The following is a 21,444-nucleotide window of genomic DNA, read 5'->3' on the forward strand; positions in this document are numbered from 1 at the left end:
CCGCCTTCCCGGGCGTGGTACCGGGCTGTTCAAACGGTGAAGTGATGTCCGGGTAGGGCCAGTTCGACCGGACCGGCGAAGGCATCGTCGGCGGCGGCGGCCGCCACTCGCTCTGGTCCGGTTCCCTCATAGATGTGGGTTACGGCGAGCCGTCTGGCACCGGCGGATCGGGCCATGACCCCGGCCTGGCGTGCGGTCAGGTGCTGTACCAGCCCGGCGTCGACCTCGGCGAGCGTCGCCTCGCACAGGGCCAGATCGAAGCCCTCGCCCTCTGGGTCTAGCGAGGCCAGCGACCACCCTGGGCCGGTGTCGGCGCTGTAGGCGAACCTTCGCCCACCGGAGGCAACCCCAACGGCCAGGGTCTCCACCGGGTGGTCGGTGGCCGAAAAGCGGAAGCCGAGGTCACCGACCATGACCGACGACCCATCGGTGATGTCGGTCCACTCCAGCGGCGCCAACTCTCGGCCAACCAAGCCCTCCAACAGGCCGCGGGTACCGGCGGTGCCGAAGACGGGGATGTGGGCGATGTCGAACCCGTAGCGAGCCGCGGTCCGAAGCAGGGGAAGCTCCAACCAATGGTCGTGGTGTTCGTGGGTGACCACCACCGCATCGATCTCAGTCAACCGGAGGTGTTCTTGGAGAACGGCCATCGAGCCGGGCCCACAGTCCAACCACACCGACGTCGACGGCGTCTGGATCAGATACCCGCTACAGGCGTTGCCGGGGTGCCCGAAGCTGGCTGCCGAACCCAGCACCGTGACCGTGAGGTGACCACGGTGATGATGGAACCGGTCGCCGATGCCCATGGATTCGAAGTGTACGGACCAGGCAGTATGACGACGTGACGCGCATCGTGGTCCTGTCTGACACCCACGTGAGCCCGCGGTCGACCCGACAACTACCTGACGAGGTGTACCGGAACCTGGCCGCTACCGACCTCATCCTCCACGCCGGTGACCTGGTGAGCCTCGATATGTTGCGCGAGTTGGAGGGGTTCGCTCCTGTCCATGCCGTGCTCGGCAACAACGACCACGAGTTGCTGGGGTTGTTGCCCGAGAGGTTCGAGGTGGAGGTGGAGGGGATTCGCTTCGGCCTGGTGCACGACAGCGGCGACCGCCAGGGCCGGGCCGCCAGGATGCGGCGTTGGTTCCCCGATGCGGATGTGGTCGTGTTCGGACACAGCCACGAACCCTGCAACGAGGCGGGCGATGCCGATCAGGTACTGTTCAACCCCGGATCGTCCACTTGGAAGCGACGGGCACCCTCCCACACCTTCGGTGTGATCGAGGTCGGCGCCGGGCAGATCCTGCGGGCAGAGATCCTCGAGGTCTGAGCTGATCCCGATCGGATCCAGCGTTAGCCCTCGCCCAAGAGCTCCTCGACCGAGGCCTCGGTGACGATCTCGGTCGGCTCGAGCGGAGCGCCGTCACCGTCGTTGACTGCGGCCAGGTTCAGGTTGGCCCAGTCGTTCCAGTCATTCAGGACCGTGAGCACCGAGTCGTAGTCGATGTTGATGTGTGCCGCGACCGCGGCGGCGTCGATGATGGCGTTGGCGTTCCAGTCCTTGTCGACTCCGTTGCAGATGCCGTTGGTCTCGATGAGGGCGTTCTCGTTCAACGAGGCGTTGGTACCTCGTGAATAGTCGAGGACTCCGTTGCCGGTGCCATCACAGTTGGTGTCCACCCCCGGGAACTGGAACCGGTAGTTCATGATCGAGTTGTAGTTGGGCTTGTAGTTGGTGTTCTCGAAGCCGCCGTGGCGCAAGTTCAGGTTGTGTCCGAGCTCGTGCATGATCGTGTTGGAAACGTTGGAGTCGCTCAGATAGCACTGGAGCGAGACGATCAGGTCGTCGCCTTGGATCTCGGCCTGACCCGAGCTCCCAGAAGTGGTGTTGTAGCGATGCGGGTTGAGCACGTAGTGGAAGTAGCCCTCGCGCAGCGGCGAGAAGTTGGCGGCCTTGTAGCCCAGGTAGTCGGCACCGTCCACCCCTCCGGCGATAACGCCGTCAGCGTCGGCGACGACCGTGCCACCCGTGAAGAGACCGCCCTGGCCGCGGTCAGCGATCAGGTTGATCCCGGTGGAGCCATCGGGGTTGGTGCCCGAGGCTGCCGCGAACGAGTTGGTCAGGGTCGTGATGGCTGCAGCCGAGGGACGGTGCGAGTGCGGGCCGCACGTGCCAGAGTCGAGGTTGTCGTCGAACCAGTCGAACTCCAACAAGATGTCGCGCTTGCCGGGTCGGGTTCCCATCCCGAACAGGTCGAGGCCAGCCGCGCTGCCCAGGACCTCGTCACCGTCCTTGATTCCGTCGTCGTCGGAGTCGGCGTCATTGGAGTTGGTTCCGGTCACCGCCGCCGACACATAGGTGCCTCCGCCGTTCTCGACAGCGTTGGGCAGTCCGTCGGAGTCGCTGTCGGTGGAAGCAACGCAGGTCCGGGTGGCGCCGCTGCGAGACATGGCGGCGGTGGTCACCACCGAGGCCTGGACTCGGCCCATCTCCTCGTACTCGTCCTCCCACGAGCCGCTCCAGTAGCCCTCGTTGTCATAGGCGGTGACCTTGACGACATGGGTGGTGGACGGCGCCAGCCCGGTGAGCACACAGGTCGTGGCCGGAGCGGCGATGGTGGCCACCTCGACACCGTCGACGTGGATCCGGTAGTCGGTGACGGTCTTGCCGTCGCCGGGGGTGGCAGCGGTCCAGTTGAGGGTGACCAAAGGCCCCCGGATCGTGGGGGTGAGACTCGAACCCCCGCTCCAGGTGGGCCCGCACGCCACCACGACGGCCGCTATGAGTGCAGCCAGAGCCAAGCCAGTGAGTTTGCGCACGTTCATCCCCCTCTGAGAGCCAGCCTCAGTATCGGCACGGCCATCCCGTCGATTGATCTGCGACCAGTGTGCCACATGACACGCTGCAGCAACTGGGCCATTCGGCCTACTAGTTCTCCCGGGTGCCGGTCTTGGCTGGTGGTCCTCCCGTTCCCGCTCCACGGTCTTGTGCCCGGTCCTGCGACTCAACCTGGAACTCCGCCGGAGCGCTCTGCCTTAGCCTGGATCCGCCGAAAGGCGGAGCCTTCCGGCGGAGTTAGGTCGCCGGTGGCGATCGGGTGCAGCTCCGGCGACGGCGACAGTGGCCAATCCGCCGCAACCACACCCGCAGACAACACAGCCGACAGCGCCAGGGACAGCGACGAAGGGGGCTCGGCCACGGACGACGACACCAGGCCCGCCACCGCAACGGTGGCCACCGCCTCAGCCGGGTGCACTTCTCGTTCCCCGGCAGCTCCCGGAACCACAGATCGAACCATGACTTCGGCCGGAACCGAGCGCCATTTCCAGGTCATCGTCCCCGACACCTATGACGGTAAGACCGCGTTGCCGGTGGTGTTCACCCTCCACCCCGACGTCATCGACTATCGGGTCATCCCGCCCCTGGTCGGCGCCATCGACATGGCTGCCGACTACGACTTCATCACCGTGTCACCCTCTAGCCTGGTCGACGGAACAATCCCATGGTGGATGGCGGTGAGGATCGACCCGCCGGGTCACGACATCGTGTTCTTCGATGACCTGCTCGACCTGTTGGAGTCCGAGCTCTGTGTTGATCCGAGCCGGGTGTACGCCACCGGTATGGCCAACGGCGCGCAGATGGCCGCGTTGTTGGGCTGTCAACTCGGTGATCGGATCACAGCGGTGGCCCCGCTGGCCGGTCCTGAATGGCCGACCGAATGCGACGGACGACCGGTGCCAGTGATGGCGTTCCACGGCGACAAGGACCCGTTCGTCTCCTACCAGGACTCCCGAGGTGACGCCCGCGAGATCGCTGACCGACACCTTTGGAAGGGGAACATCCCCGCCGGGGTAACCGAGCACCCGGGAGCAGAGCGGGCCATGGCCAACTGGGCTGCTCACAACGGCTGTGACCCCAAGCCCGAGGTCACGGAGGTCAGCGCCCAGGTGGTCCGCACCAGTTGGACGGGCTGCCAGGCCGACACCGAGTTCTTCCACATTGTCGGCGGTGGCCACACCTGGCCCGGTCGGCCGGTGGCGGGCATGGAGGCGGTGTTCGGTTCCACCACCATGGACATCGATGCCACCAAGTTGATGTTCGAGTTCTTCTTCAGCCACCACCTCTAAGAGCGGATAGGTCCGGGCGTTGTCGCGGCGAGGTTGACCAGGTCACCCGGGCGAACGTCTCGAATCAAGGCCAGCCAACGGTGGGTGGAACAGATCTCTGACCGTGAAGGGTTCAGGGGCTGACGGTGACGGCCGACAGAGAGACGGTGAGCGCTTCGCCCATCGAGGAGTTGTCGGCCGAGGCAGTGCTGCCGACGCGTCGGGTGACCTTCACATACCCCGACGACATGCACCCCATGTGGGCGCCGCACCTACCGGAGTTCGCGGCGGCAGCCAACGCCATCTCGCTGGGCATGCCCTATGCGGAACCGCTGTTCATCCGGGCCATGCGCTCGACCTTCGACCGCATCGATCCTGAGCTGCGAGCCCGCTCGGAGTCCTACATACGCCAAGAGACCGGACACCACACCCAGCACAAGAAGTTCAACGACATCGTGGTGGCCCACTATCCCGCGGTGCGCCACGTGCAACGCCTGATGGCCATCAACGATCGGTGGGTTTGGCGGCGCAGCCCCCGCTTCCGCGTCGCCTACGCCGCGGCCGGTGAAACGATCTCCTACGGCGTGGCCCGGTGGACCGAAGCCCACCTCGGCGAGCTGATGGACCGGTCCGAGCCGGTGGCCGCCACCTTGTTCTGCTGGCACCTGGCCGAGGAGATCGAACACAAGGCGAACACCTATGACGTGTTCGAGGCCACCGACGGCTCCAGGCTCCGCTATGCCCTGGCTGCCCTGGTGGGTTTCACCACCATCGCCACCTTCACGTTCCTCGGAGCACTGGTGCAGCTCTGGAGCGAGAATCGACTGCGCTACCCGCTCACGTGGTTCCGCCTGATCCGGCTGTCGGTGTCCATGGCCTTCGTACTGGTCCCCACGCTGGTGCTGTCGTCGCTGCCCGGCCATCACCCCAATGACTTCACCGACCCGATCTACCTACCCCAGTGGCTCAAGCAATACGACCCGGTAACCGGCACCATGCCGTTGTGGGGCACCACCCCTGGCGAGGCGGGCTGACCACGATCAGCGAGGCGTGGTCCAAGCCGTCGGAAGGTCGCCGGTGGTGGTCACCTCTATGACCTTGGACCGGCCGTGAAGTCCACGGCGGATCCGCAGGCTCCGGTCCCGGACCCGAAACGATGCACCCACGAAACGCAGTAGCTCGGCGTTGGCCTTGCCGTCGTTGGGCGGAGCCGCCACCTTGACCTTTAGCTGCGATCCCACCGGACCAGCACACTCTGTGCGCGACGACCCGGGCACGACTCTTATCTCGAGGCGCCAACCCGATTCGGTACGACTGGCCCAGACCGGTACAACAGGTTGGTCACCCACCGACCCAGGTTCGCGCACGTTCGTCGTCACGCTCAACGGTGGGCGATGACCTCACCGTGGACGACGATGAACGTTGCGTCGGGCGCCACCTTCCACCGTCGCCACGCGCCGGCGATCTCGGACAGTTCGTCGGCGGTGCTGTAGCCGTAGGAGATCGCCTGCTCGGCAAAGGCCGAGGCCACCACTCGTTCGGCCCAAAGCTCACCCCACCACTGTCTGGTCTCTGCATCGGCGTAGGTCCAGGTGGAGGAGGTCATGACCGCGTCGGTGAAGCCGGCCTGGCGCGCCCAACTCAGTAGGAACCGTCCGGCATCGGCCTCGGCGCCGTTGTGAGTGGTCACCTGGTGGTAGAGCTCCAACCAGCGGTCCAGCATCCGATCACGGGGTGCCCACACCTTGGCGGTGTAGTCACTGTCTCGTACGGCCAACACCCCGCCAGGTTTGAGCACTCGCCGCGCTTCGACCAGGGCCGCTACCGGGTCGGTCAGGTGTTGGAGCACCTGGTGGGCGTGTACCACGTCGAAGGTCGAATCCGGGGCATCCAGCGAGTACAGGTCCCCCACTTCGAAACTGACGTTGGAGACGTCCTTGTGGGCTGCCGTGGCCCGAGCGGTGTCGATCACCTCTTTCGACGCGTCGATTCCGGTCACGGTGCCGGGCGAGACCCTTTGCGCAAGGTCCACGGTGATGGTCCCCGGTCCACAACCCAGGTCGAGCAGCCGTTGCCCCGACCTCAGTTCCGCCAGGAGGTAGGCCGCTGAGTTCTCCGCCGTCCGCCAGGTGTGGCTCCGTAGGACCGAAGGGTGGTGGCCGTGGGTGTAGGTGTCTCCCATCTCTGGATTCCAGCCTCCGGGACCCGTCTGCTCAAAGCGGGTTCAGGGCCTCGAGACTGGCGACCGCAGATCGTCAGTCACGGGCATCCAGTACTGCCCTCATGAGCTGTTCGTCATAGGCGGTTCGGGCCTCGCCACCCTCGTTTGCAGCTAACCCCTGCCGGGTCACCACCAGGTCCAGACTGGGGACGACATAGACCTTCTGATCGTTCCGTCCCAGAGCAGCAACCCAGTCACCAGGAACACCCCCGCCGACCGTCCGCCCCACCAGCCACCACAGATAGCCGTAGGAGGGTTCGGCCGCTGACGGCGTCCACGCCCGGTCGAACCAGGAGGTGGTGGTGAGCTCTGCATCACCCCATGTGCCCTTGCGCAAGGCCAACAGCCCGAAGCGGGCCAGGTCCCGGGCCGGGAGGCTGAGTCCCCAGTGGAGCGCCCCGGTGGCATCCCGGTTCGTCGGCCGGTCTGGACGCGGCTCCCACATCGCTCCGCCGCTCATGCCCAGCGGGTCGAACATGCGTTGGCGGCTGAGGGTGTCGATGTCGTGACCGGTGACCGTTTCGAGCACGGGCCGGAGCTTTTGGTACGCGGCGGTGTTGTAGTCGAAGGTGGTGCCGGGCTCGGCCTCCCGGGTCAGCCGTCGAGGGTGCAGACCGCTGGTCATGGTGAGCAGGTGCTCGATTGTGATGTCGGCTTCGACCGACCCGGCCTTGCTCCAACCCGCGGGCAAGATGTCGGACACGGCCCCGTCAAGGTTCAGCTCGCCGCGTTCGACCGACATTCCCACCAGGGTCGAGATCACACTCTTTTGCACCGACGCCAGGTCTCCAGAGGTGGCCTCGGTCCATCCGGCGAAGTAGCGCTCCAGCAAGAGTCGTCCACCGACGGTGATGGTCAGGGCGCGGCTGTTGGTTTCCTCCGCTAGTCGGGCGACCGCCTCCAAGCCTTCGTCGGTCCAACCGACCGACGAAGCCGCCACGGTCTGCCAGTCCCCATCGGTTCCGGCGGGTGGCACATACCCGGCGTCCCTCCCGTCGGCAATGGGCCCAGATGTCGGGGTCGGGCTGGTGGATTCGGTCGTTGTCTCCGAGCTCGATCCCGGCGATCGGGTGGACCCGGTGGTCTCCCGTTCACGGCTGCAACCCCCGACCGCCACCGACGCCGCCGTCGCCGCTGCGCCCGCAAGGAGCGTTCGACGACTCACGAATCCCGTCATTCCCGCACCCTACGGGAAGATGTCCCCGCATTGATCTGACCAGCGGCTCCGACCAAGAAGAACGGTTACGAATCGAGCGATATCGCCAGAGTCGGGTTCTCGAACTTCCTCGTGGCGTGGATAATGACGATCCGCGGCGCCGCTATCAGGCCTTAGCGAAGAGCCCAGCAGGCTCGATCGGATCGAGCCAGCCCTGCTGCTGGAGTCGCTCGTACGCCTTGGCGATGTGCTGCGGCGTGAACAGGCGCTCCTTGCGTCGGTTCCACGAGCCAACAACCCCCTCGGCCTGATCGAGCGTCAACGGCTCGGTCCGGCGGTTCTCGTCGTCATCACGCTGGGATGCCCAGTGCACGGTGGCGAGGAGCTCGAGCCCGTAGGTGGACTCGTAGCCCTCGATCAGGCGAGTGACCCGATCCATCCGAGCCGACGTCTCCGGCTGTTCAGCCAGAAGGTTTGCGGACGCAGGCTTGGCCGCGTCGAGGACCTCGAACTGGAGCGAGTCCAGCGCCTTCGCGGAACCGTCGCCGGTACCACGGATGTAGTGCCCCTCCATCGAGGAGAGCACGTGCCGGAGGTTGTCCGCGTACGGCCCGTACCGGCCCTTGGCGTAGTTGAGACGGAGCGGCTCGCCCGACTCCTGCATGAAGTACATGACCTTTTGGATGTCGACTGCGGTGATCTCCACGGCGAAGGGCAAGTACCGCTGCATTATGCCGATGAGGGCCGCCCGGCCGGGAGTCATCTTCGGCGTGTCGGTCCGGACGGGCTGGTCGACGGCTGCCGGTGCGCCCTCCGGCGGGTAGAGGAGAACCTGCACGTCGGGAACCTGCTCAAAGGCCCTCTCGATGACCGGGCGCACGTCCTCCCAGCGAAGCCCGCCATGGCCGCACCCCAGTGGCGGCACCGCGACGCTCTTGATCGACAGGTCCTTGAGCTGCTGCACGGTGAGCAGATCCAGGGGCACCTGGCCATGCACCAGGAACTCCGCCATGCGCCGCTCCATCCGCTCAGGGTCGTCGGGCGTGTTCGTGACGCGCGTTGATGGTGGAGTCCTCGACGTCGACCGATCCGTAGACGGCATCGAAGATTGCCGGGGCTTCGTAGGCGCGCCTGCGGGCGCGGCCCGTCGTCTCTCGTAGGTCGCCACGCTCGACCAGCGCGTCGATGGCCGCTTGGGCTGTCGGTCGGGTGACGCCGATCATCGACTCGACCCGGGCGGCGGTGATCATTGGGATGACGAAGAGCTGCTCCGCGAGGCGGATCACCGAGTTGGGGCGGCCTTCGTCGAGGAGCTGGTTGCGAAGTTGATGCTGCAGCTCGACGAGTCGGACCGTGCGCTCTTCGGAGTCCCGGGCCTGGCGTCGAACGCCCCTGAGGAAGAACGCGATCCAGGGCATCAGGTCACCCTTCTGGCTCGTGATGAGGAGGTGGTCGTAGTACTCGCTGCGGTGCTGCTCGAAGTACGCCGACAGGTAGAGCAGGGGTTGGGGCAGTGCGTCTCGCAGCACGAGCATGAGCGGGATCATCAGTCGACCGATCCGACCGTTGCCGTCCAGGAATGGGTGGATCACCTCGAACTGGTAGTGGGCGACGGCGAGCTGGACGAGCAGCGGAAGGTCGGTCTCGTGGAGGAACTTCTCCAGGTCGCCGAGTGCTCGCTGCATCGTCGGGCGGCGGCGGCACGAAGACGGCATCGTCGAGCGTGGCACCACCGATCCACACGGGGCTCGTTCGCAGCTCACCGGGACGACGCTGCTGGCCGCGGGCTCCCTGGAGTAGGCGCTCGTGCATCTCCCGGAACAGTCGGATCGAGATGGGGAACCCGTCGCGAACGCGCGCGAGTCCGTACTCCATGGCAACGACGTAGTTGGCGACCTCGGTCGCGTCGGCGGCGGCTTCGGTTGACGACACCTGGCCGGCCTCGAACAACAGGAGCTGGCCGACGTCGGTCTTCGTGCCTTCGATACGGGAGCTGAGCACCGCCTCGAGACGGAGGTGCGGACCGATCAGGAGGTGCGGGTTCGGGATGAGGCGGCCTACCCCGCCCAGCCGATGTGCCGCTCCAGTCGCCTCGTCGAGAAGCTTCACAGCCTCGTCGGACAGCGAGATCCGGCGTGGGGTCTCGGCGGGGAAGAAGGCTCGATAGCCCTCCGTCGTCTTGCGGACCCGACCCCGCTCGGTTGAGGTGAACGCGTCCGGTCGCACCTGTGCTCCTTGCTGAAGGCGGCTTCCCCACCATCGATCATAACGAAAGCGACAGCCGATCTACTCTAGTTAGGTGGGATGGAACACAAGCGGGCTTTCCCTCGGCCCGGTGCCGTTCCGACCAGTCCCGACTACCGTGTAGCACGGCGTCCCAACCGGTCCGTTAGGAGACCCGCTAGAACTCGGTCCCTCCCAGGACGCGCAAGAGGCGGCCTCCGGAACCGGGGACCGCCTCTGACCAGCGCATGTGCGCAGCGCGCTCGCTTGTCCTTGTCCACGCCGTTGACGTTGAACGGCGGGTTGGCCATCACGAAGTCGAACTTCTCGACGGCGTCGTGGAGGTCGTCGTAGTAGCTGTTGCCGAGGCGGATGTCGCCCGAGAGGCCGTGGAGAGCCAGGTTCATCTTGGCCAGCGGGACGGTGACCTCCTTCTGCTCCTGGCCGTAGACCGACAGCTCCCGGGTGGCCGAGCCGGCATGGCGCTCCACGAACTTGGCGCACTGCACGAACATGCCGCCCGACCCGCACGCGGGGTCGAAGACCTTGCCGTGGAACGGCTCGATGACCTCCACGATCAGCCGGACGATCGAGTACGGCGTGAAGAACTCGCCGCCAAGTCGGCCTTCGGCCATGGCGAAGTTGGAGAGGAAGTCCTCGTAGATCAACCCGAACGCGTCGCCCGACAGCTTGCGAGGCAACGGGGAGAACAGCCGGAGCAGTTCGGTGAGGGTCGATCGCTCGAGGCGCTGGTAGCCCCGTGGCAACACGTCGCGCAGCTCGGGGTTGGCGGCCTCGACGGCCTTCATGGCGCCGTCGACCGCCTTGCCCAGATCGTCACCCTCGGGAAGGTCGACCAGGCCCGACAGACGTGCTTCGTCGGGAACGAAGAGCACCGAACGGGCCCGGTAGTCGTCGGGGGTGACGGGGTTACGGGCCGTGGCCTCGGCCTCGAGCTCGGGGCGGATGGCCTCGAAGCGATGCTCGGCGTAGGCGAGGAAGATCAACCCGAGCACCGGTCCGCGGTAGTCGGCCGGCGTGAGCGTCGAGTTGGCCCGCAGCTCGTCGGCCGCCTTCCACAACGTCCGTCGAACCTCGGCCAGGTCCTCGCTCCTCAACGCGGCTCTCCTCCATGCGCGAACTCCAACGAATGACAGTACGAGATTCCCGTGACCTGCCCTAGCCTCATCTCGGGGTCGACGGCAGCCCGGTCCTTCCCGAGGTCAAGCGCTCGGGTGAGGAGCGCGCCGGGCCTCAGCGAGCCGACCAATCCCGTGGTCAGTTATAGAGACACAAGTGACCAAACGGGTGGTACGCTCGGCGTCAGTGTCACTCTGGTCTCTGCCCGGGAGCTTGGCTCCTACGCTCGGTGTCCTTCGTGGGCAGCATGCTTTGTGCCGGCTCCCGGGCGCGCAGAACCGGCCGGCGTGGCTTGATAGGAGCGTGGCATCGCCCCCACTGAGGTGTGCCCACCGACCGGTTCTGGTCCGGATCACCAACGTGAAAGGCGACCAGAGCCCCATGATCACCCTCGGAATCGATGCGCACAAGCGCACCCATACCGTCGTCGCGGTCGACGACGTCGGATGCCAGCTCGGCACCAAGACCACGACCGCAACGACCAGCGACGACCACCTGAGATCATCCGGTGGGCTGACCGGTTCGGCCCCGAACGGCAGTGGGCGGTCGAAGACTGCCGGCACCTCTGCGCCGTCTCGAGTCGGACATGCTCGCCGCGGCGAGCGGATCGTTCGGGTGCCACCCAAGTTGATGGCCCACGCTCGCGACGCAGCCCGCACCTACGGCAAGTCTGACCCGATCGACGCGCTCGCCGTCGCTCACGCCGCGTTGCGCAACCCGGATCTTCCCGTTGCGCAGCTCGATGGTCCTGCCCGGGAACTGCGACTGCTGGTCGACCACCGCGGGACCTGGTGGCGGAGCGGACCCGTTGCCTCAACAGGCTTCGCTGGCATCTCCACGAGCTCGACGCGTCCTGGGATCCGCCCGCTCGATCGCTCACGTCCTACAAGAACCTCGACGCGATCGCTGCCCGGCTGACGAGTTTCGATGGTCCGGTTGCTCGCATCGCAGCCGAGATCGTCGAGCACGCCCGGCACCTGACCGTGCGCGAACGCCCTCGAACGCGGATCACCGGCATCGTCAACAAGCTCGCCCCGACCCTGCTCGCCCTCGCCGGGGTCGGCGCTCACCGCCGCCAAGATCGTCGCGGAGACCGCAGACGTTCGCCGGTTCAAGCACAAGGACGCGTACGCCCGCCACAACGGCACCGCACCCCTGCCCGTCTGGTCCGGCAACCGCGAACGCCACCGCCTGTCTCGCACCGGGAACCGCCAACTCAACGCGGCCATCCACCGCATCGCGATCACTCAGGCCCGCTGTCACGACGACGCCATTGCCTACATCGACCGGCGCCTGACCGATCACCCACAACACCAAGACCGAAGCGCTCCGAGCCCTCAAACGACGTCTCTCCGACGTCGTCTACCGAGCCTTGCTCGCCGACGCCCAACCCGCCCAAACGGCACCCGCCGACTTGCTCGCGGCCGCCGCTTGACATAGGAGCAAACCATGAGTGATTCACTCACGATCAATCCGGCGCACCTGTCCGATGACGACTGGGCTTCCATCCGAACGTTCCTGAACGCTGCGAAGGACCGGGGCGAGGTTGTCGAGTTCTCCTCCCACGTGGCGCTGCTGACCCCGGCCGACGCGGCCAGGCGGCTTGGCATGTCCCGGTCGACGGTCCTGCGCCGCATCGCCGATGGTGACCTGAAGGCCACGAAGGTCGGCACCCACCACCGGATTCCGCTCGCCGAGTTCGAGCGGTACAGCCACGAGCTCATGCGCCGAATGGCCGAAGCGAGCGCGACAGACATCGAGGCCGAGCTCTTCGGTGAGTGACCCGGTCGTCTTCATCGACGCCAACACGCTGGCCTCGCCCGTCACCCGTACGCTCCTCCTCGCCGGAGGTCGCGCCGATGGCCTCCTGTTGACCTGGTCGGCCCACGTCGAGGTCGAAGCCGACCGCCACGCCCGCGGTGCGTCTTCACGCACCTCGGTGGTCCGTCGGGACATCCTGGGCATGGAGCTGTCGAAGTCAGCCCGAACGACGGACGGGTTGCTGACCGCCTCGGACGAGGATCGGCAGGTGATCGCAGATGCCATCCAAACCCGAGCGCGTTTCCTCGTGACGACCGACGTCGATGACTTCGCCCTCGACGACCTCCAGGCACACGACATGAGCGCCGTGAACCCCGACTACTTCATGGCACTGCGGTTCACCCAGCACGCCTACCGGGAGGGCGTCCGCACGCTCGCCGAGGTGGCGAAGAACCCGCCTCGAACCGAAGCGGAGGTGCACCGGATGCTCGGCCGGCGACATCCCCGCGTGACAGCACGCTTCGCCGACATCTACGACCTCACCCCGGTCGTCGCAGACGAGGATCAGCCCAGCGTGCTCTTCCGAGGCGCGATATGCGTGCGATGCGAGGCCACGCTCGACGCCGGTGGCCGTCGGGTTGGCCTCTGCGCCGAGCACATCCAGTAGGGCGGTCAGTCAGGAACGTGATTGGCAACCAGCGCTGCCAGCTCGCGATCTGGGAACGAGTGTCGCTTGTAGAGCGGAATGCACGGGGTTCCCGCGAGGCGAACGGCCATGGGCACCAGGTCGTCACTTCGCCCGTTCTTGGTGGCATGGATCGTGTACATCGAAGAGCTACAAGCCCCGCCATGCTGACGAACCTCCACCTCGTGCCGCGTTCCACCCCAGTCCCAACTGGTCCGTTAGAGGACCCGCTAGAACTTGGCCCCTCCCAGGACGCGCAAGAGGCGGCCTCCGGAACCGGGGACCGCCTCTGACCAGCGCATGTGCGCAGCGCGCTCGAAGGGACTCGAACCCCTAACCTTCTGATCCGTAGTCAGATGCTCTATCCAATTGAGCTACGAGCGCTGGGTTGGCTGGAGCACTGTAGTCCCCCACCGGATCGACGAGCCAACGCGACTCGAATGGGTGAAGCTCAGCGCAGTGCCGACACGTCACCCACCGGACCGAGCCGCTTCGATCGCGGCCCGCTGCGGGCCGGTCAGGTACTTGACCGCCTCACGCAACGTCACGCCACTGGCACGTCCGACACGAGGCGCAAGCCACTCGAACACCAGGTCTGGGCGGCGCTTGGACGTGTCTCTCAACACCCAGCCGATGGCCTTGGCAATGAAGAACTCACGTTCATCCAACAGGTCATCTGCATAGCGACCGAAGCGTACGAAGTCTCCTCGACCCCCGCGCAAGGGCACCAGGAGTGCCAGAAGCGCAGCTCGGCGCAGCCAGAAGTCGTCGTTCACGACCCAACGATCCAGCCATGTGGCCGACGACTGATCAGCGGCCACGATGGGGCCAACCAGCCAGATCGCTATCGGATCCACCAGAGCCCAGGTTGAGGCCTGGCGCAACATCGACTCCATCATGGGCAAGTCGGCGGCGTTCAAGACCTTGGTCCGAGCGGCCAGCAGCTCGACGGCGGCCAAGCGGTGCTCGTGGATGGGGTATGACCACAGTTCCCCGGCCAACTCCACCAACTGGTCACGGTCGAGGCTCGGGTGGTCACGATGGAACCGGCGAACCACACCTCTCACCTCCGGAACCGATGCACCCAGGTGACCTATCTCGCTCTTGAGGTATGTCCGCTGCTGACCGGCCCGCTCCTGGTCGGCGTGAGCCTCGAGCTCGGACTTGATCTCTGACACCGCACCGCTGACGTCCACCAGCAGAACCTGCCACACATGGACCATGCATCGGGTGGTCCACGTGTGGCAGATCCCTTTGGCCAGATCCCCGTGGCCAGACCCCCGTGGCCAGGTCCCACCGCGGGCGAGCCCGGGCGGGCCGACACAAGAACCTCCGATACCTGGCCGAGGACGGGTCGGCCGTAGCCTGGGAAGTGGTGAACCAGGAACCGCCAGTCCGCTACCGAACCATCCACGGCCATCGGCGTGCTTATCGCCTGCTCGGCGAGGGGCCGCCCCTGCTGTTGCTCCACGGAATCGGAGACAGTTCGGCGAGCTGGCTGCCGGTCATGGCCGAACTGGCCCAGCACCACACCGTCATCGCTCCCGACCTGTTGGGCCACGGCAACTCGGCCAAACCCCGGGCCGACTACTCGGTGGCGGCCTACGCCAACGGCATGCGTGACCTGCTGGAGGTGCTGGGTGTGGAACGGGCCACCGTGGTCGGGCACTCTCTGGGTGGAGGAGTTGCCGCCCAGTTCACATATCAATACCCCGAACGGTGCGAACGCCTCATCCTGGTGGCCACCGGCGGCGTCGCTCGGGCGGTGAACCCGTTTCTACGGGTGGCATCGGCGCCCCTGGCCGAAGTGCTTCTGGTCACGATGAACCTGCCTCCGATGCGCCCATTCGGGCGTCTCGGGTTGGAGTTCCTTCGCCAGGTCGGCCACGACATGGGTCGAGACAAGGACGAGCTGACCGAGGTCTTCAGCCGACTACCCGACACCGAGGCGCGGGTGGCCTTCACCCGCACCCTGCGTTCGGCGGTGGACTGGCGGGGCCAGGTCGTCACCATGCGGGATCGGGCCTACCTGACCGCCCACATGCCGACGCTGATCATGTGGGGCACCAACGACGGGATCATCCCGTCCCGCCACGCTCAGATCATCCACGCGGCCATGCCCGGCAGCTTGCTCGAGTACTTCCCGGGTGCGGGTCACTTCCCCCACCACTCTGATCCTCAACGATTCATCGACCTCATCCTCACGTTCATCAACACCACGCCGCCGGCGGATCACAACCCCGAGGTGTGGCGAGCTGCCCTTCGCGACGGCAGGCCCGGGGTGTCCACCACCGAAGACGATGCCATCCCCGAGCTCCGCACAGAGCGGCCCGGTCGGACCCGGGCCTGATCGCTGGCCTTGCTGGTCCTCACCGATAGACCGGCGACCGAACTCCGCCGGAAGGCTGTGCCTTTCGGTGGATCCGGCTTAGCGCTAGCCCAGCGGCGTGGGTTCGGGCAGTGTGACCACCCGGAAGTCCTGGCTCACCGCCGCCACCTCGTCGGGGAAGCGGGCCACATCCACCCCCAGGGCAAAGCCTGGCTCGACGCCGAGGGGGACGAAGAAGTCGTCGTGGTGGGTGGCCACGATCACCCGAGGTTGAAGGCGGGGCAGGATCCTCTCCAGGTAGCCCGGGGTGAACTGTCGGCCCGCGATCCCGCACAGCATCACGTCCACGTCACGGTGCCTGACCTCGTCGTCGATCAGGTCTGCCGATCCCTGGTGGTAGAGCGTGACCCCCGCGACAGCGATGTGGATGCCCCACACCTGGCCGCACTGGTAGGCCTGTGGGCACAGGTCACCCAAGTGTTCGCAGGTGAGCTCCCCGCCTTGGTTCACCTTGAGGCCCAGCACCAGCTTGGAATGGACGCTGGGGACGAAGGTCACCTCGAACGGCCCGATCTCATAGACCCGGTGCGGCTCTACCACCACCGACCGATCGGCCAGCCCGTGAAGGGCCATGAGATGTCGGGCCGAAGTGCTGCCGTAGACGGTGGCACCGTCGCGACGGGCGATCTCGGGGGCATCGAGGGCATGGTCGAAGTGGGTGTGACCGACGAGAACGGCGTCGGCTTTGGGTACCCAACGGTTCACCAGGTTCCTGTCTGGAAGGACTGTCCGCCGTCTGAGCATGTCGGCGAATGGGGCTCGGCTCACATAGGGATCGATGAGAACCGTCGTGCCCTCGTAGGTGAGCACGAACCCGGCCACCCCGAGCCATCGCACCTCGAGGCCTGGGGGTAGGCCCAGATCGCCATCGGCCACCGCCAGGTCAGCAACCGTGGCCCGATCACGTGACTGGTGGCCGCTACGGGTGGCGGCATAGCTCAACAGGTCGACGGCATGACGCAGGGGTGAGGCCATGGCCGGCGAGGCTAGGGCTCTCCCGACCCTGGGCGCTCGGGGGCCAAGCGGATACATCAGGTCGAGTGGTTGATGGGCTGGCACGGGGCCCGAAAACGACATCGGAGCGCCGGGTCAACCCGGCGCTCCGATGTCAGTTCCTACGGCAGGGCCGATCAGGCCGGGCAGCCACCACCTGGGATGCGCTTGCCGCCCGAACGCCACGGCTGCCAGCCGTCCTTGTACATGCGGTGGGCTTCAGCCGACAGGGCGCTGGCCACCTCGGCGTTCTTGAACGGGTCCTTCATCTCGGCGAAGTCGTAGCCGAAGGTCTTCTTGATCCACTTGGTGTGGGTGGGGTGGATCTGGAAAAGGCCGGTGGTGCCGCTGCTCGGGTTGACGGCGTCGGCTTGGAAGCGGGACTCCCGGTTGACGATCCGCTCGGCACAAGCCGCGTTGAGGCCCCAGTGCTCGGCGATCGCCATCCTGGCGAAGCCTTCGGGTGAGCACGCGGTGGTTGCCCCGGCCACGGTCAGAACGGCCAAGAGGCCGACGACCAGGTGCCAGGGGCGGCGCCGACGCACCTCCGGCTTGGGGTTGCCGTCTCCGACGGAACCGTGGACCGGGGTGGGGGCGGGGCGTGTCACTCGATGGAACTCCTGTTTCGGTGGTCCCACCCACCTCTGGAGGCGGGTCAGGTCCGGCAAATGCCGGGTGCTGCGGGCGGGAGGTGGACTCACCGGAGGTGGGCCGGGCTCCCGCTCTGGGGCTAACAGGGAGACATGTTTGTCGCATTCGTCATGGAAATGCAACATCAGCAAGCTGTCTGTGACACATGACAGGCGGATCGCAACCTGACGTAACGGGTCCGACGGACCCAGTCCACGTGGCTCGCGCATCGCTGCCCAGAGGTCCCGCCACCGACCCGGGGAATGAAACAAGCCCCCGGCATGGTGACCGGGGGCTCGTTCGCTTGGCGGAGAGGGTGGGATTTGAACCCACGGACGAGTTACCCCGTCACCTCCTTAGCAGGGAGGCCCGATCGGCCTGACTCCGGCACCTCTCCGTGTTGCGGGCAGCATCGTACACACCACCGCCACCTCGGTCCCACGAGTTGGCCGTCACCCTTCCTGTAGCTGGTCGCCATCGGGCCCGGCGACCGGCAGAGTAGCCAGTGAGGGTTCAAGGCGACCTAGGATCACGGGCGGAGCGGTGGCAGAGCGGACGAATGCACCGGTCTTGAAAACCGGCGACCTGAGAGGGTCCGAGGGTTCGAATCCCTCCCGCTCCGCCAATGGGTTCTCCCGGGGTCGAGCCGTTAGCGGCGAAGTCCATGACGGGGGCGGCGGCGCCATACTGAGCCGATGAGTTGGCGGAGGGGTCCAACGGGAGGCGGGGATGACGCCCCTACCCGAAGGCGCCCACTGTGGGTCGGCTCCGCGATCGTCGTTGTGGTCGTGGTCGTGGTCGTGGCGGCGACGTTGACTTGGCGTCGAGCCACCGACCCCAGCCGGCGCCTGGGGCCAGCACCGACGATCGTCGGTCAGCAGTGCGGACTGGGCAAGCCGCCCGCCGCCCTGTTGGCGCTCGACGGACAGAGCGGCCGCCTGTTGTGGTCCCGCCTGGTCGGCAACCTCGACCGCTACCAACCAACCGGGGTCGCAGTGGCCGCGGGCACTGTCGTCGTTCACGGTGAGAAGGGCCCCATCTGGGGCCTGTCAACCAGCGACGGCTCCCACCGGTGGTGCGCGTCGGGCGGGGTGGTGGCTGCCGTCGACGATCGGATGTTCACCATCGATGGCCGGGGATCCACCGTGGAACTAGACACCGTCTCCGGCACCGCCACCCAGGTATCCCCCGACGTTCTGGCCTCGTTGTTGGAGGCGGAGGCCGGCCCTATCGCAGTGAGCGGCGAATCGGCCGGTTGGTCTCAACACGCCCGCAATCTCCGTGCCGTCGACCGGGCCACCGGCGAGACCCTCTGGTCCCGGCGAGTTCCCGGCTACGCCCAGATCACCACGGCGTCGATGGTGCTCGTGAACGACCAGTCCAACGGAACCGGCCAGCTCTTGTCGGGAGAGGAGGGGTTGCCGGAAGAGGGCACGGTGACGGCTTACCGCCTCGACACCGGCGAGCGGGCCTGGTCTGAACGTTTCCCGTGGTTTGGCGGCCTGTTCCTGACCGGGGAACGTGTCTACCTCCAGGGCTGGTCGGATCGGACCATCCGAGCTGTCGATCCCCGGACGGGTCACCTGAGCTGGGCTCGAGAGCACGACAACCCGGGGCGAACGGTGCGATACCGCGACGTAGGTGCCATGACCGGCGTGGCCACCGATCCCGCCACCGGTCACGTGTTCGTCTTGTTGGTGTCCTCGCGACCTCATCGGGACTAGAGCCCCTCGCGGATCGGTCACCTGCGTCGTGATCACGGTGGTAGATGGTCGGCTCTTCCATAGCCTCACCACCTAGCCCGCGCGTGTCGATGCTCTCCAACGGCTCGGGACTTTCGCCCCTGCTGTCGGCCGGATCTGAGGCCGATGCTCAAAGGATGACCAAGCCGCTGAAAGTCCTCCTGCTCGAGAGCCACCCCGGGGCCGGCACGACCACCGCGGATCGCTTGGTGCACGATGGCCATCAGGTCCACCGCTGCCACGAACCCGGAGACACCGGCTTCGCCTGCATCGGCTTGGGACCCGACCGACATTGCCCCATCGACCGCCACATCGACGCCGCGGTACTGGTTCGCAGCGAGGACACGCCGACCCCACCCCGCTCGAGGACGGGGTCAGGTGTGCGATCCGGGCCGGGATACCGGTGGTCGAGGTCAGCGGTACGGGGCCCGACCCCTTCGCCGAGTGGGTCGCTCTCCACGCCGATGAGTCTTCGGTCAGCGCGGCCTGTACTACGGCGGTGGAGCTGGCAGCCCAACCGCTCATCGCCGCGGTCTTGGCCAAGGTCACCCCACTGTTGGACGAGGCTGGCTACAACCCCGACGATGTCGAATGCACCATCAGCACCGAGTTCCCCGACCTCGATCTCGATGTCGGGGTACCCGGGCCGGTCGATCGCCCGTTGGAGCAGGCGCTCGGCGTACGGGCCTACGACGCTCTTCGGCCCCTCACCCGTAGCTACAAGACGGTGAACGTCACCGTTCACGGTCTAACCTGAACGCGCGCTCAACTAGGCGGAACCGCGCGCAACCCGCCTGAAGAGCTGTGGTCACAGCAGTTTCGTATCATCGTTGACCAGCGAAAAGGCACGGGGAGGGCCGGTGGATAACGACATACATCCAACGGTCGCATCGACCTCCGCGCTCACCGAGGAACTCCGAAGGCTCATGGGGTTGAGGGCGCGGTCCTCGATTCGCGACGGGTCGTTCCCGGCCGTGACCGCCTTGCTGTCCGAGGCGGAACTGACCTCCCCCGACTCCCGCCTGGCCGCAATGACGGCGTTGATCGACCAAGCGGTGGCGACCATCGACGATGCCGCTCACCGCCATGCCGCAGCGGCTCTACTCGGGTCCGGCGACGGACGATGGCGCACCGTCGCCCAGCGCGGCACCGAAGCCGCCAGCGCTTTCGCCTGCGGCTGGGATGCCTACCGCCGCAAGCGAGCATCTGGAACGGCCCAGCTCGACGACACCCTCGATTCCCTGGCTGCGGCCATGATCGCCGTTTCCCGATCCAGGCTGGCTCCCGAGGAGACCGCCACCGAACCGGGTCCAGGCCCGTTGGCCCCCGGCTCGAACGCCACCAGCGAGTCGACGTCCCCCCCGATCGTTCCGATCGTCATCACCGACACGGAACACAGAGGCGCCGACACGGATCGTGGAGGACCTGACGGCCTCGAGCCGTCTCCGCCCTCCCGCCAGGCCAGGCGAAGGTCGATCGTTCTCATGACGCTGGTTGCGGCTGTGACCGTTGCCTTCGGGGCCTTGGCGATATGGGCTCTCACCCACGATGACAAGGTGTCGGAGGCCAGCGACCCGAACACCTCGACCACCAGTTCCCGTCCTCGGAGTTGCGTCCAACTCACGCACAGGTTGGGCGACGTCGGACCAACCGCCGACGACGAGATCAGGGAGTGGGCGCCCTTGTTCCGTCAGGCCTCCAAGGACCTGCCCGCCGGAGCGAACACCTGCGCCGGGGTCATGGGACGCGATAGCGGCATGATCAACCAACCCATCTCAGACGGATCGGCGCAGGGGATCGGTGCCCTGGTTGCAGTGGAAGGAGAACCGCGCCGAACGCTGATGCTCCACCACAGCGAGTTCTGGGTGCTCCGCAACTTCTACCTCGCCTACGGGGACAAGGCTGGAGTTCCCTACGAGCGAGACGATCGAGACGGATCCTGGGTGGTGCGCCTGACCCAGAGCGTCGTGGTCGGAGGCCCACATGAGGACGCCCGGCTCGTTTGGGGATCGATCCTCGCCGAATGGGCCGAGCGGGGCGGCATCGACGGCGAGATGGGCCTACCGGTGTCGGGCCAGCGAGACCTTCCCGGGGTCGGAATGGTGCAGGACTTCCAAGGTGGCCGAGTGACCATCGACTTCGTCGACTCGACCCAGGTCGAATGGAAACCGATCCCGAACCCGGCCAGCCAGCTCCCACCCAACATCGCGGGCCGGGTGCTGGTCGCCGATGACGGCTCGTCTTGGTTGATCGACGAGAACGAAGTTCGCCACTGGCTTCCGGCCCGAAGTGACTACGGCTGTGCCACGTCGCTGGCTGTGGACGTAGTTCGCGACGTACCTATCATCGCGATCGCCACCCTCGAGATCGGAGAGCCTTCAAGGTGTCGATGAC

The 21,444-nt window shown here is 66.4% G+C and carries 21 protein-coding genes, 3 tRNA genes and 2 pseudogenes; 12 read left to right on the plus strand and 14 right to left on the minus strand.

The annotated features are described in order from the left end of the window. Nucleotides 1-29 precede the first annotated feature (29 nt). Nucleotides 30-806 carry an MBL fold metallo-hydrolase gene (locus tag IPG97_06680; GenBank protein ID MBK6856236.1) on the minus strand — a complete coding sequence of 259 codons (777 nt, stop codon included), beginning with the start codon at nt 804-806 and terminating at the stop codon, nt 30-32. Between the two features lie 35 nt (nt 807-841). Between IPG97_06680 and IPG97_06685 the strand changes: the two genes are divergently transcribed. After that, the gene (locus IPG97_06685; GenBank protein ID MBK6856237.1) at nt 842-1,333 is read left to right on the plus strand and encodes a metallophosphoesterase family protein; all 492 of its coding nucleotides are present in this window, start codon (nt 842-844) and stop codon (nt 1,331-1,333) included. Nucleotides 1,334-1,356: 23 nt separating this feature from the next. On the opposite strand, the gene IPG97_06690 is transcribed toward IPG97_06685, so the two are convergent. After that, entirely contained in the window at nt 1,357-2,823 is a 1,467-nt protein-coding gene (locus IPG97_06690) for a hypothetical protein (protein MBK6856238.1), read from the minus strand. A 185-nt stretch (nt 2,824-3,008) separates the two neighbouring features. Further along, nucleotides 3,009-3,290 carry a hypothetical protein gene (locus IPG97_06695; protein ID MBK6856239.1) on the minus strand — a complete coding sequence of 94 codons (282 nt, stop codon included), beginning with the start codon at nt 3,288-3,290 and terminating at the stop codon, nt 3,009-3,011. Nucleotides 3,291-3,300: 10 nt separating this feature from the next. On the opposite strand from IPG97_06695, the gene IPG97_06700 reads away from it, so the two are divergent. Both IPG97_06700 and IPG97_06705 read left to right on the plus strand, forming a co-directional pair. Then, nucleotides 3,301-4,131 carry a dienelactone hydrolase family protein gene (locus IPG97_06700; protein ID MBK6856240.1) on the plus strand — a complete coding sequence of 277 codons (831 nt, stop codon included), beginning with the start codon at nt 3,301-3,303 and terminating at the stop codon, nt 4,129-4,131. A gap of 125 nt (nt 4,132-4,256) precedes the next feature. Further along, the gene (locus IPG97_06705) at nt 4,257-5,144 is read left to right on the plus strand and encodes a metal-dependent hydrolase (protein ID MBK6856241.1); all 888 of its coding nucleotides are present in this window, start codon (nt 4,257-4,259) and stop codon (nt 5,142-5,144) included. A 6-nt stretch (nt 5,145-5,150) separates the two neighbouring features. On the opposite strand, the gene IPG97_06710 is transcribed toward IPG97_06705, so the two are convergent. From IPG97_06710 to IPG97_06730, 5 genes are all read right to left on the minus strand, one after another. Further along, entirely contained in the window at nt 5,151-5,459 is a 309-nt protein-coding gene (locus tag IPG97_06710; protein MBK6856242.1) for a DUF167 domain-containing protein, read from the minus strand. 32 nt (nt 5,460-5,491) lie between these two features. After that, nucleotides 5,492-6,292: a methyltransferase domain-containing protein gene (locus IPG97_06715; GenBank protein MBK6856243.1), complete on the minus strand. Its 801-nt coding sequence runs from the start codon at nt 6,290-6,292 to the stop codon at nt 5,492-5,494. Between the two features lie 73 nt (nt 6,293-6,365). Then, the gene (locus tag IPG97_06720) at nt 6,366-7,508 is read right to left on the minus strand and encodes a serine hydrolase (GenBank protein MBK6856244.1); all 1,143 of its coding nucleotides are present in this window, start codon (nt 7,506-7,508) and stop codon (nt 6,366-6,368) included. Nucleotides 7,509-7,653: 145 nt separating this feature from the next. Beyond that, on the minus strand, nt 7,654-8,511 hold the full coding sequence (locus tag IPG97_06725) for an Appr-1-p processing protein (protein ID MBK6856245.1): 858 nt from the start codon (nt 8,509-8,511) through the stop codon (nt 7,654-7,656). A 398-nt stretch (nt 8,512-8,909) separates the two neighbouring features. After that, nucleotides 8,910-9,596: a hypothetical protein gene (locus tag IPG97_06730; protein MBK6856246.1), complete on the minus strand. Its 687-nt coding sequence runs from the start codon at nt 9,594-9,596 to the stop codon at nt 8,910-8,912. Here IPG97_06730 and IPG97_06735 point away from each other — a divergent pair. Beyond that, nucleotides 9,504-9,692, plus strand: coding sequence for a hypothetical protein (locus IPG97_06735; GenBank protein ID MBK6856247.1), 189 nt, complete (start codon nt 9,504-9,506; stop codon nt 9,690-9,692). The genes IPG97_06730 and IPG97_06735 overlap by 93 nt on opposite strands. 278 nt (nt 9,693-9,970) lie before the next feature. Here IPG97_06735 and IPG97_06740 read toward each other — a convergent pair. Next, nucleotides 9,971-10,828 (minus strand): annotated as a pseudogene (locus IPG97_06740) (SAM-dependent DNA methyltransferase). Nucleotides 10,829-11,231: 403 nt separating this feature from the next. Between IPG97_06740 and IPG97_06745 the strand changes: the two are divergent. The 3 genes and pseudogenes from IPG97_06745 to IPG97_06755 all read left to right on the plus strand — a co-directional run bounded on the left by IPG97_06745 (nt 11,232) and on the right by IPG97_06755 (nt 13,278). Then, nucleotides 11,232-12,285 (plus strand): annotated as a pseudogene (locus tag IPG97_06745) (IS110 family transposase). A 14-nt stretch (nt 12,286-12,299) separates the two neighbouring features. Beyond that, nucleotides 12,300-12,632, plus strand: a complete 333-nt coding sequence (locus tag IPG97_06750; protein MBK6856248.1) for a helix-turn-helix domain-containing protein — start codon at nt 12,300-12,302, stop codon at nt 12,630-12,632. Further along, on the plus strand, nt 12,625-13,278 hold the full coding sequence (locus tag IPG97_06755; protein ID MBK6856249.1) for a hypothetical protein: 654 nt from the start codon (nt 12,625-12,627) through the stop codon (nt 13,276-13,278). Before IPG97_06750 ends, IPG97_06755 begins: the two co-directional genes overlap by 8 nt. Before the next feature lie 328 nt (nt 13,279-13,606). On the opposite strand, the gene IPG97_06760 is transcribed toward IPG97_06755, so the two are convergent. Both IPG97_06760 and IPG97_06765 read right to left on the minus strand, forming a co-directional pair. Continuing rightward, nucleotides 13,607-13,680: transfer RNA gene (locus tag IPG97_06760), tRNA-Arg, on the minus strand. Nucleotides 13,681-13,766: 86 nt separating this feature from the next. Next, the gene (locus tag IPG97_06765; protein MBK6856250.1) at nt 13,767-14,519 is read right to left on the minus strand and encodes a DNA alkylation repair protein; all 753 of its coding nucleotides are present in this window, start codon (nt 14,517-14,519) and stop codon (nt 13,767-13,769) included. A 149-nt stretch (nt 14,520-14,668) separates the two neighbouring features. On the opposite strand from IPG97_06765, the gene IPG97_06770 reads away from it, so the two are divergent. After that, entirely contained in the window at nt 14,669-15,646 is a 978-nt protein-coding gene (locus IPG97_06770) for an alpha/beta hydrolase (GenBank protein ID MBK6856251.1), read from the plus strand. An 84-nt stretch (nt 15,647-15,730) separates the two neighbouring features. Here the strand turns inward: IPG97_06770 and IPG97_06775 are convergent, their stop codons facing one another. The 3 genes from IPG97_06775 to IPG97_06785 form a co-directional block, all read right to left on the minus strand. Then, a complete protein-coding gene (locus IPG97_06775) occupies nt 15,731-16,660 on the minus strand; it encodes an MBL fold metallo-hydrolase (protein MBK6856252.1) in 930 nt (309 codons plus the stop codon). Nucleotides 16,661-16,815: 155 nt separating this feature from the next. After that, nucleotides 16,816-17,286: a transglycosylase SLT domain-containing protein gene (locus tag IPG97_06780; GenBank protein MBK6856253.1), complete on the minus strand. Its 471-nt coding sequence runs from the start codon at nt 17,284-17,286 to the stop codon at nt 16,816-16,818. A gap of 327 nt (nt 17,287-17,613) precedes the next feature. Next, a tRNA-Ser gene (locus IPG97_06785) sits at nt 17,614-17,705 on the minus strand. Nucleotides 17,706-17,845: 140 nt separating this feature from the next. Here IPG97_06785 and IPG97_06790 point away from each other — a divergent pair. The 4 genes from IPG97_06790 to IPG97_06805 all read left to right on the plus strand — a co-directional run bounded on the left by IPG97_06790 (nt 17,846) and on the right by IPG97_06805 (nt 21,443). Continuing rightward, nucleotides 17,846-17,933, plus strand: a tRNA-Ser gene (locus tag IPG97_06790). Between the two features lie 163 nt (nt 17,934-18,096). Next, complete coding sequence (locus IPG97_06795; protein ID MBK6856254.1) at nt 18,097-19,032, plus strand: PQQ-binding-like beta-propeller repeat protein; 936 nt, start codon at nt 18,097-18,099, stop codon at nt 19,030-19,032. A gap of 421 nt (nt 19,033-19,453) precedes the next feature. Continuing rightward, nucleotides 19,454-19,807 carry a hypothetical protein gene (locus IPG97_06800; GenBank protein MBK6856255.1) on the plus strand — a complete coding sequence of 118 codons (354 nt, stop codon included), beginning with the start codon at nt 19,454-19,456 and terminating at the stop codon, nt 19,805-19,807. 103 nt (nt 19,808-19,910) lie between these two features. Next, a complete protein-coding gene (locus IPG97_06805; protein MBK6856256.1) occupies nt 19,911-21,443 on the plus strand; it encodes a hypothetical protein in 1,533 nt (510 codons plus the stop codon). The last annotated feature ends 1 nt before the right edge of the window (nt 21,444 follow it).

Source organism: Microthrixaceae bacterium, assembly GCA_016702505.1.
GTDB lineage: Bacteria > Actinomycetota > Acidimicrobiia > Acidimicrobiales > Iamiaceae > Aquihabitans.

What these genes read in the sequence shown, in the direction of transcription:
- IPG97_06725 (MBK6856245.1), bottom strand. Translation starts at nt 8,511, where the DNA reads ATGGAGCGGCGCATGGCGGAGTTCCTGGTGCATGGCCAGGTGCCCCTG.
- IPG97_06775 (MBK6856252.1), bottom strand. Translation starts at nt 16,660, where the DNA reads ATGGCCTCACCCCTGCGTCATGCCGTCGACCTGTTGAGCTATGCCGCC.
- IPG97_06700 (MBK6856240.1), top strand. Translation starts at nt 3,301, where the DNA reads ATGACTTCGGCCGGAACCGAGCGCCATTTCCAGGTCATCGTCCCCGAC.
- IPG97_06680 (MBK6856236.1), bottom strand. Translation starts at nt 806, where the DNA reads ATGGGCATCGGCGACCGGTTCCATCATCACCGTGGTCACCTCACGGTC.
- IPG97_06720 (MBK6856244.1), bottom strand. Translation starts at nt 7,508, where the DNA reads ATGACGGGATTCGTGAGTCGTCGAACGCTCCTTGCGGGCGCAGCGGCG.
- IPG97_06765 (MBK6856250.1), bottom strand. Translation starts at nt 14,519, where the DNA reads ATGGTCCATGTGTGGCAGGTTCTGCTGGTGGACGTCAGCGGTGCGGTG.
- IPG97_06715 (MBK6856243.1), bottom strand. Translation starts at nt 6,292, where the DNA reads ATGGGAGACACCTACACCCACGGCCACCACCCTTCGGTCCTACGGAGC.
- IPG97_06750 (MBK6856248.1), top strand. Translation starts at nt 12,300, where the DNA reads ATGAGTGATTCACTCACGATCAATCCGGCGCACCTGTCCGATGACGAC.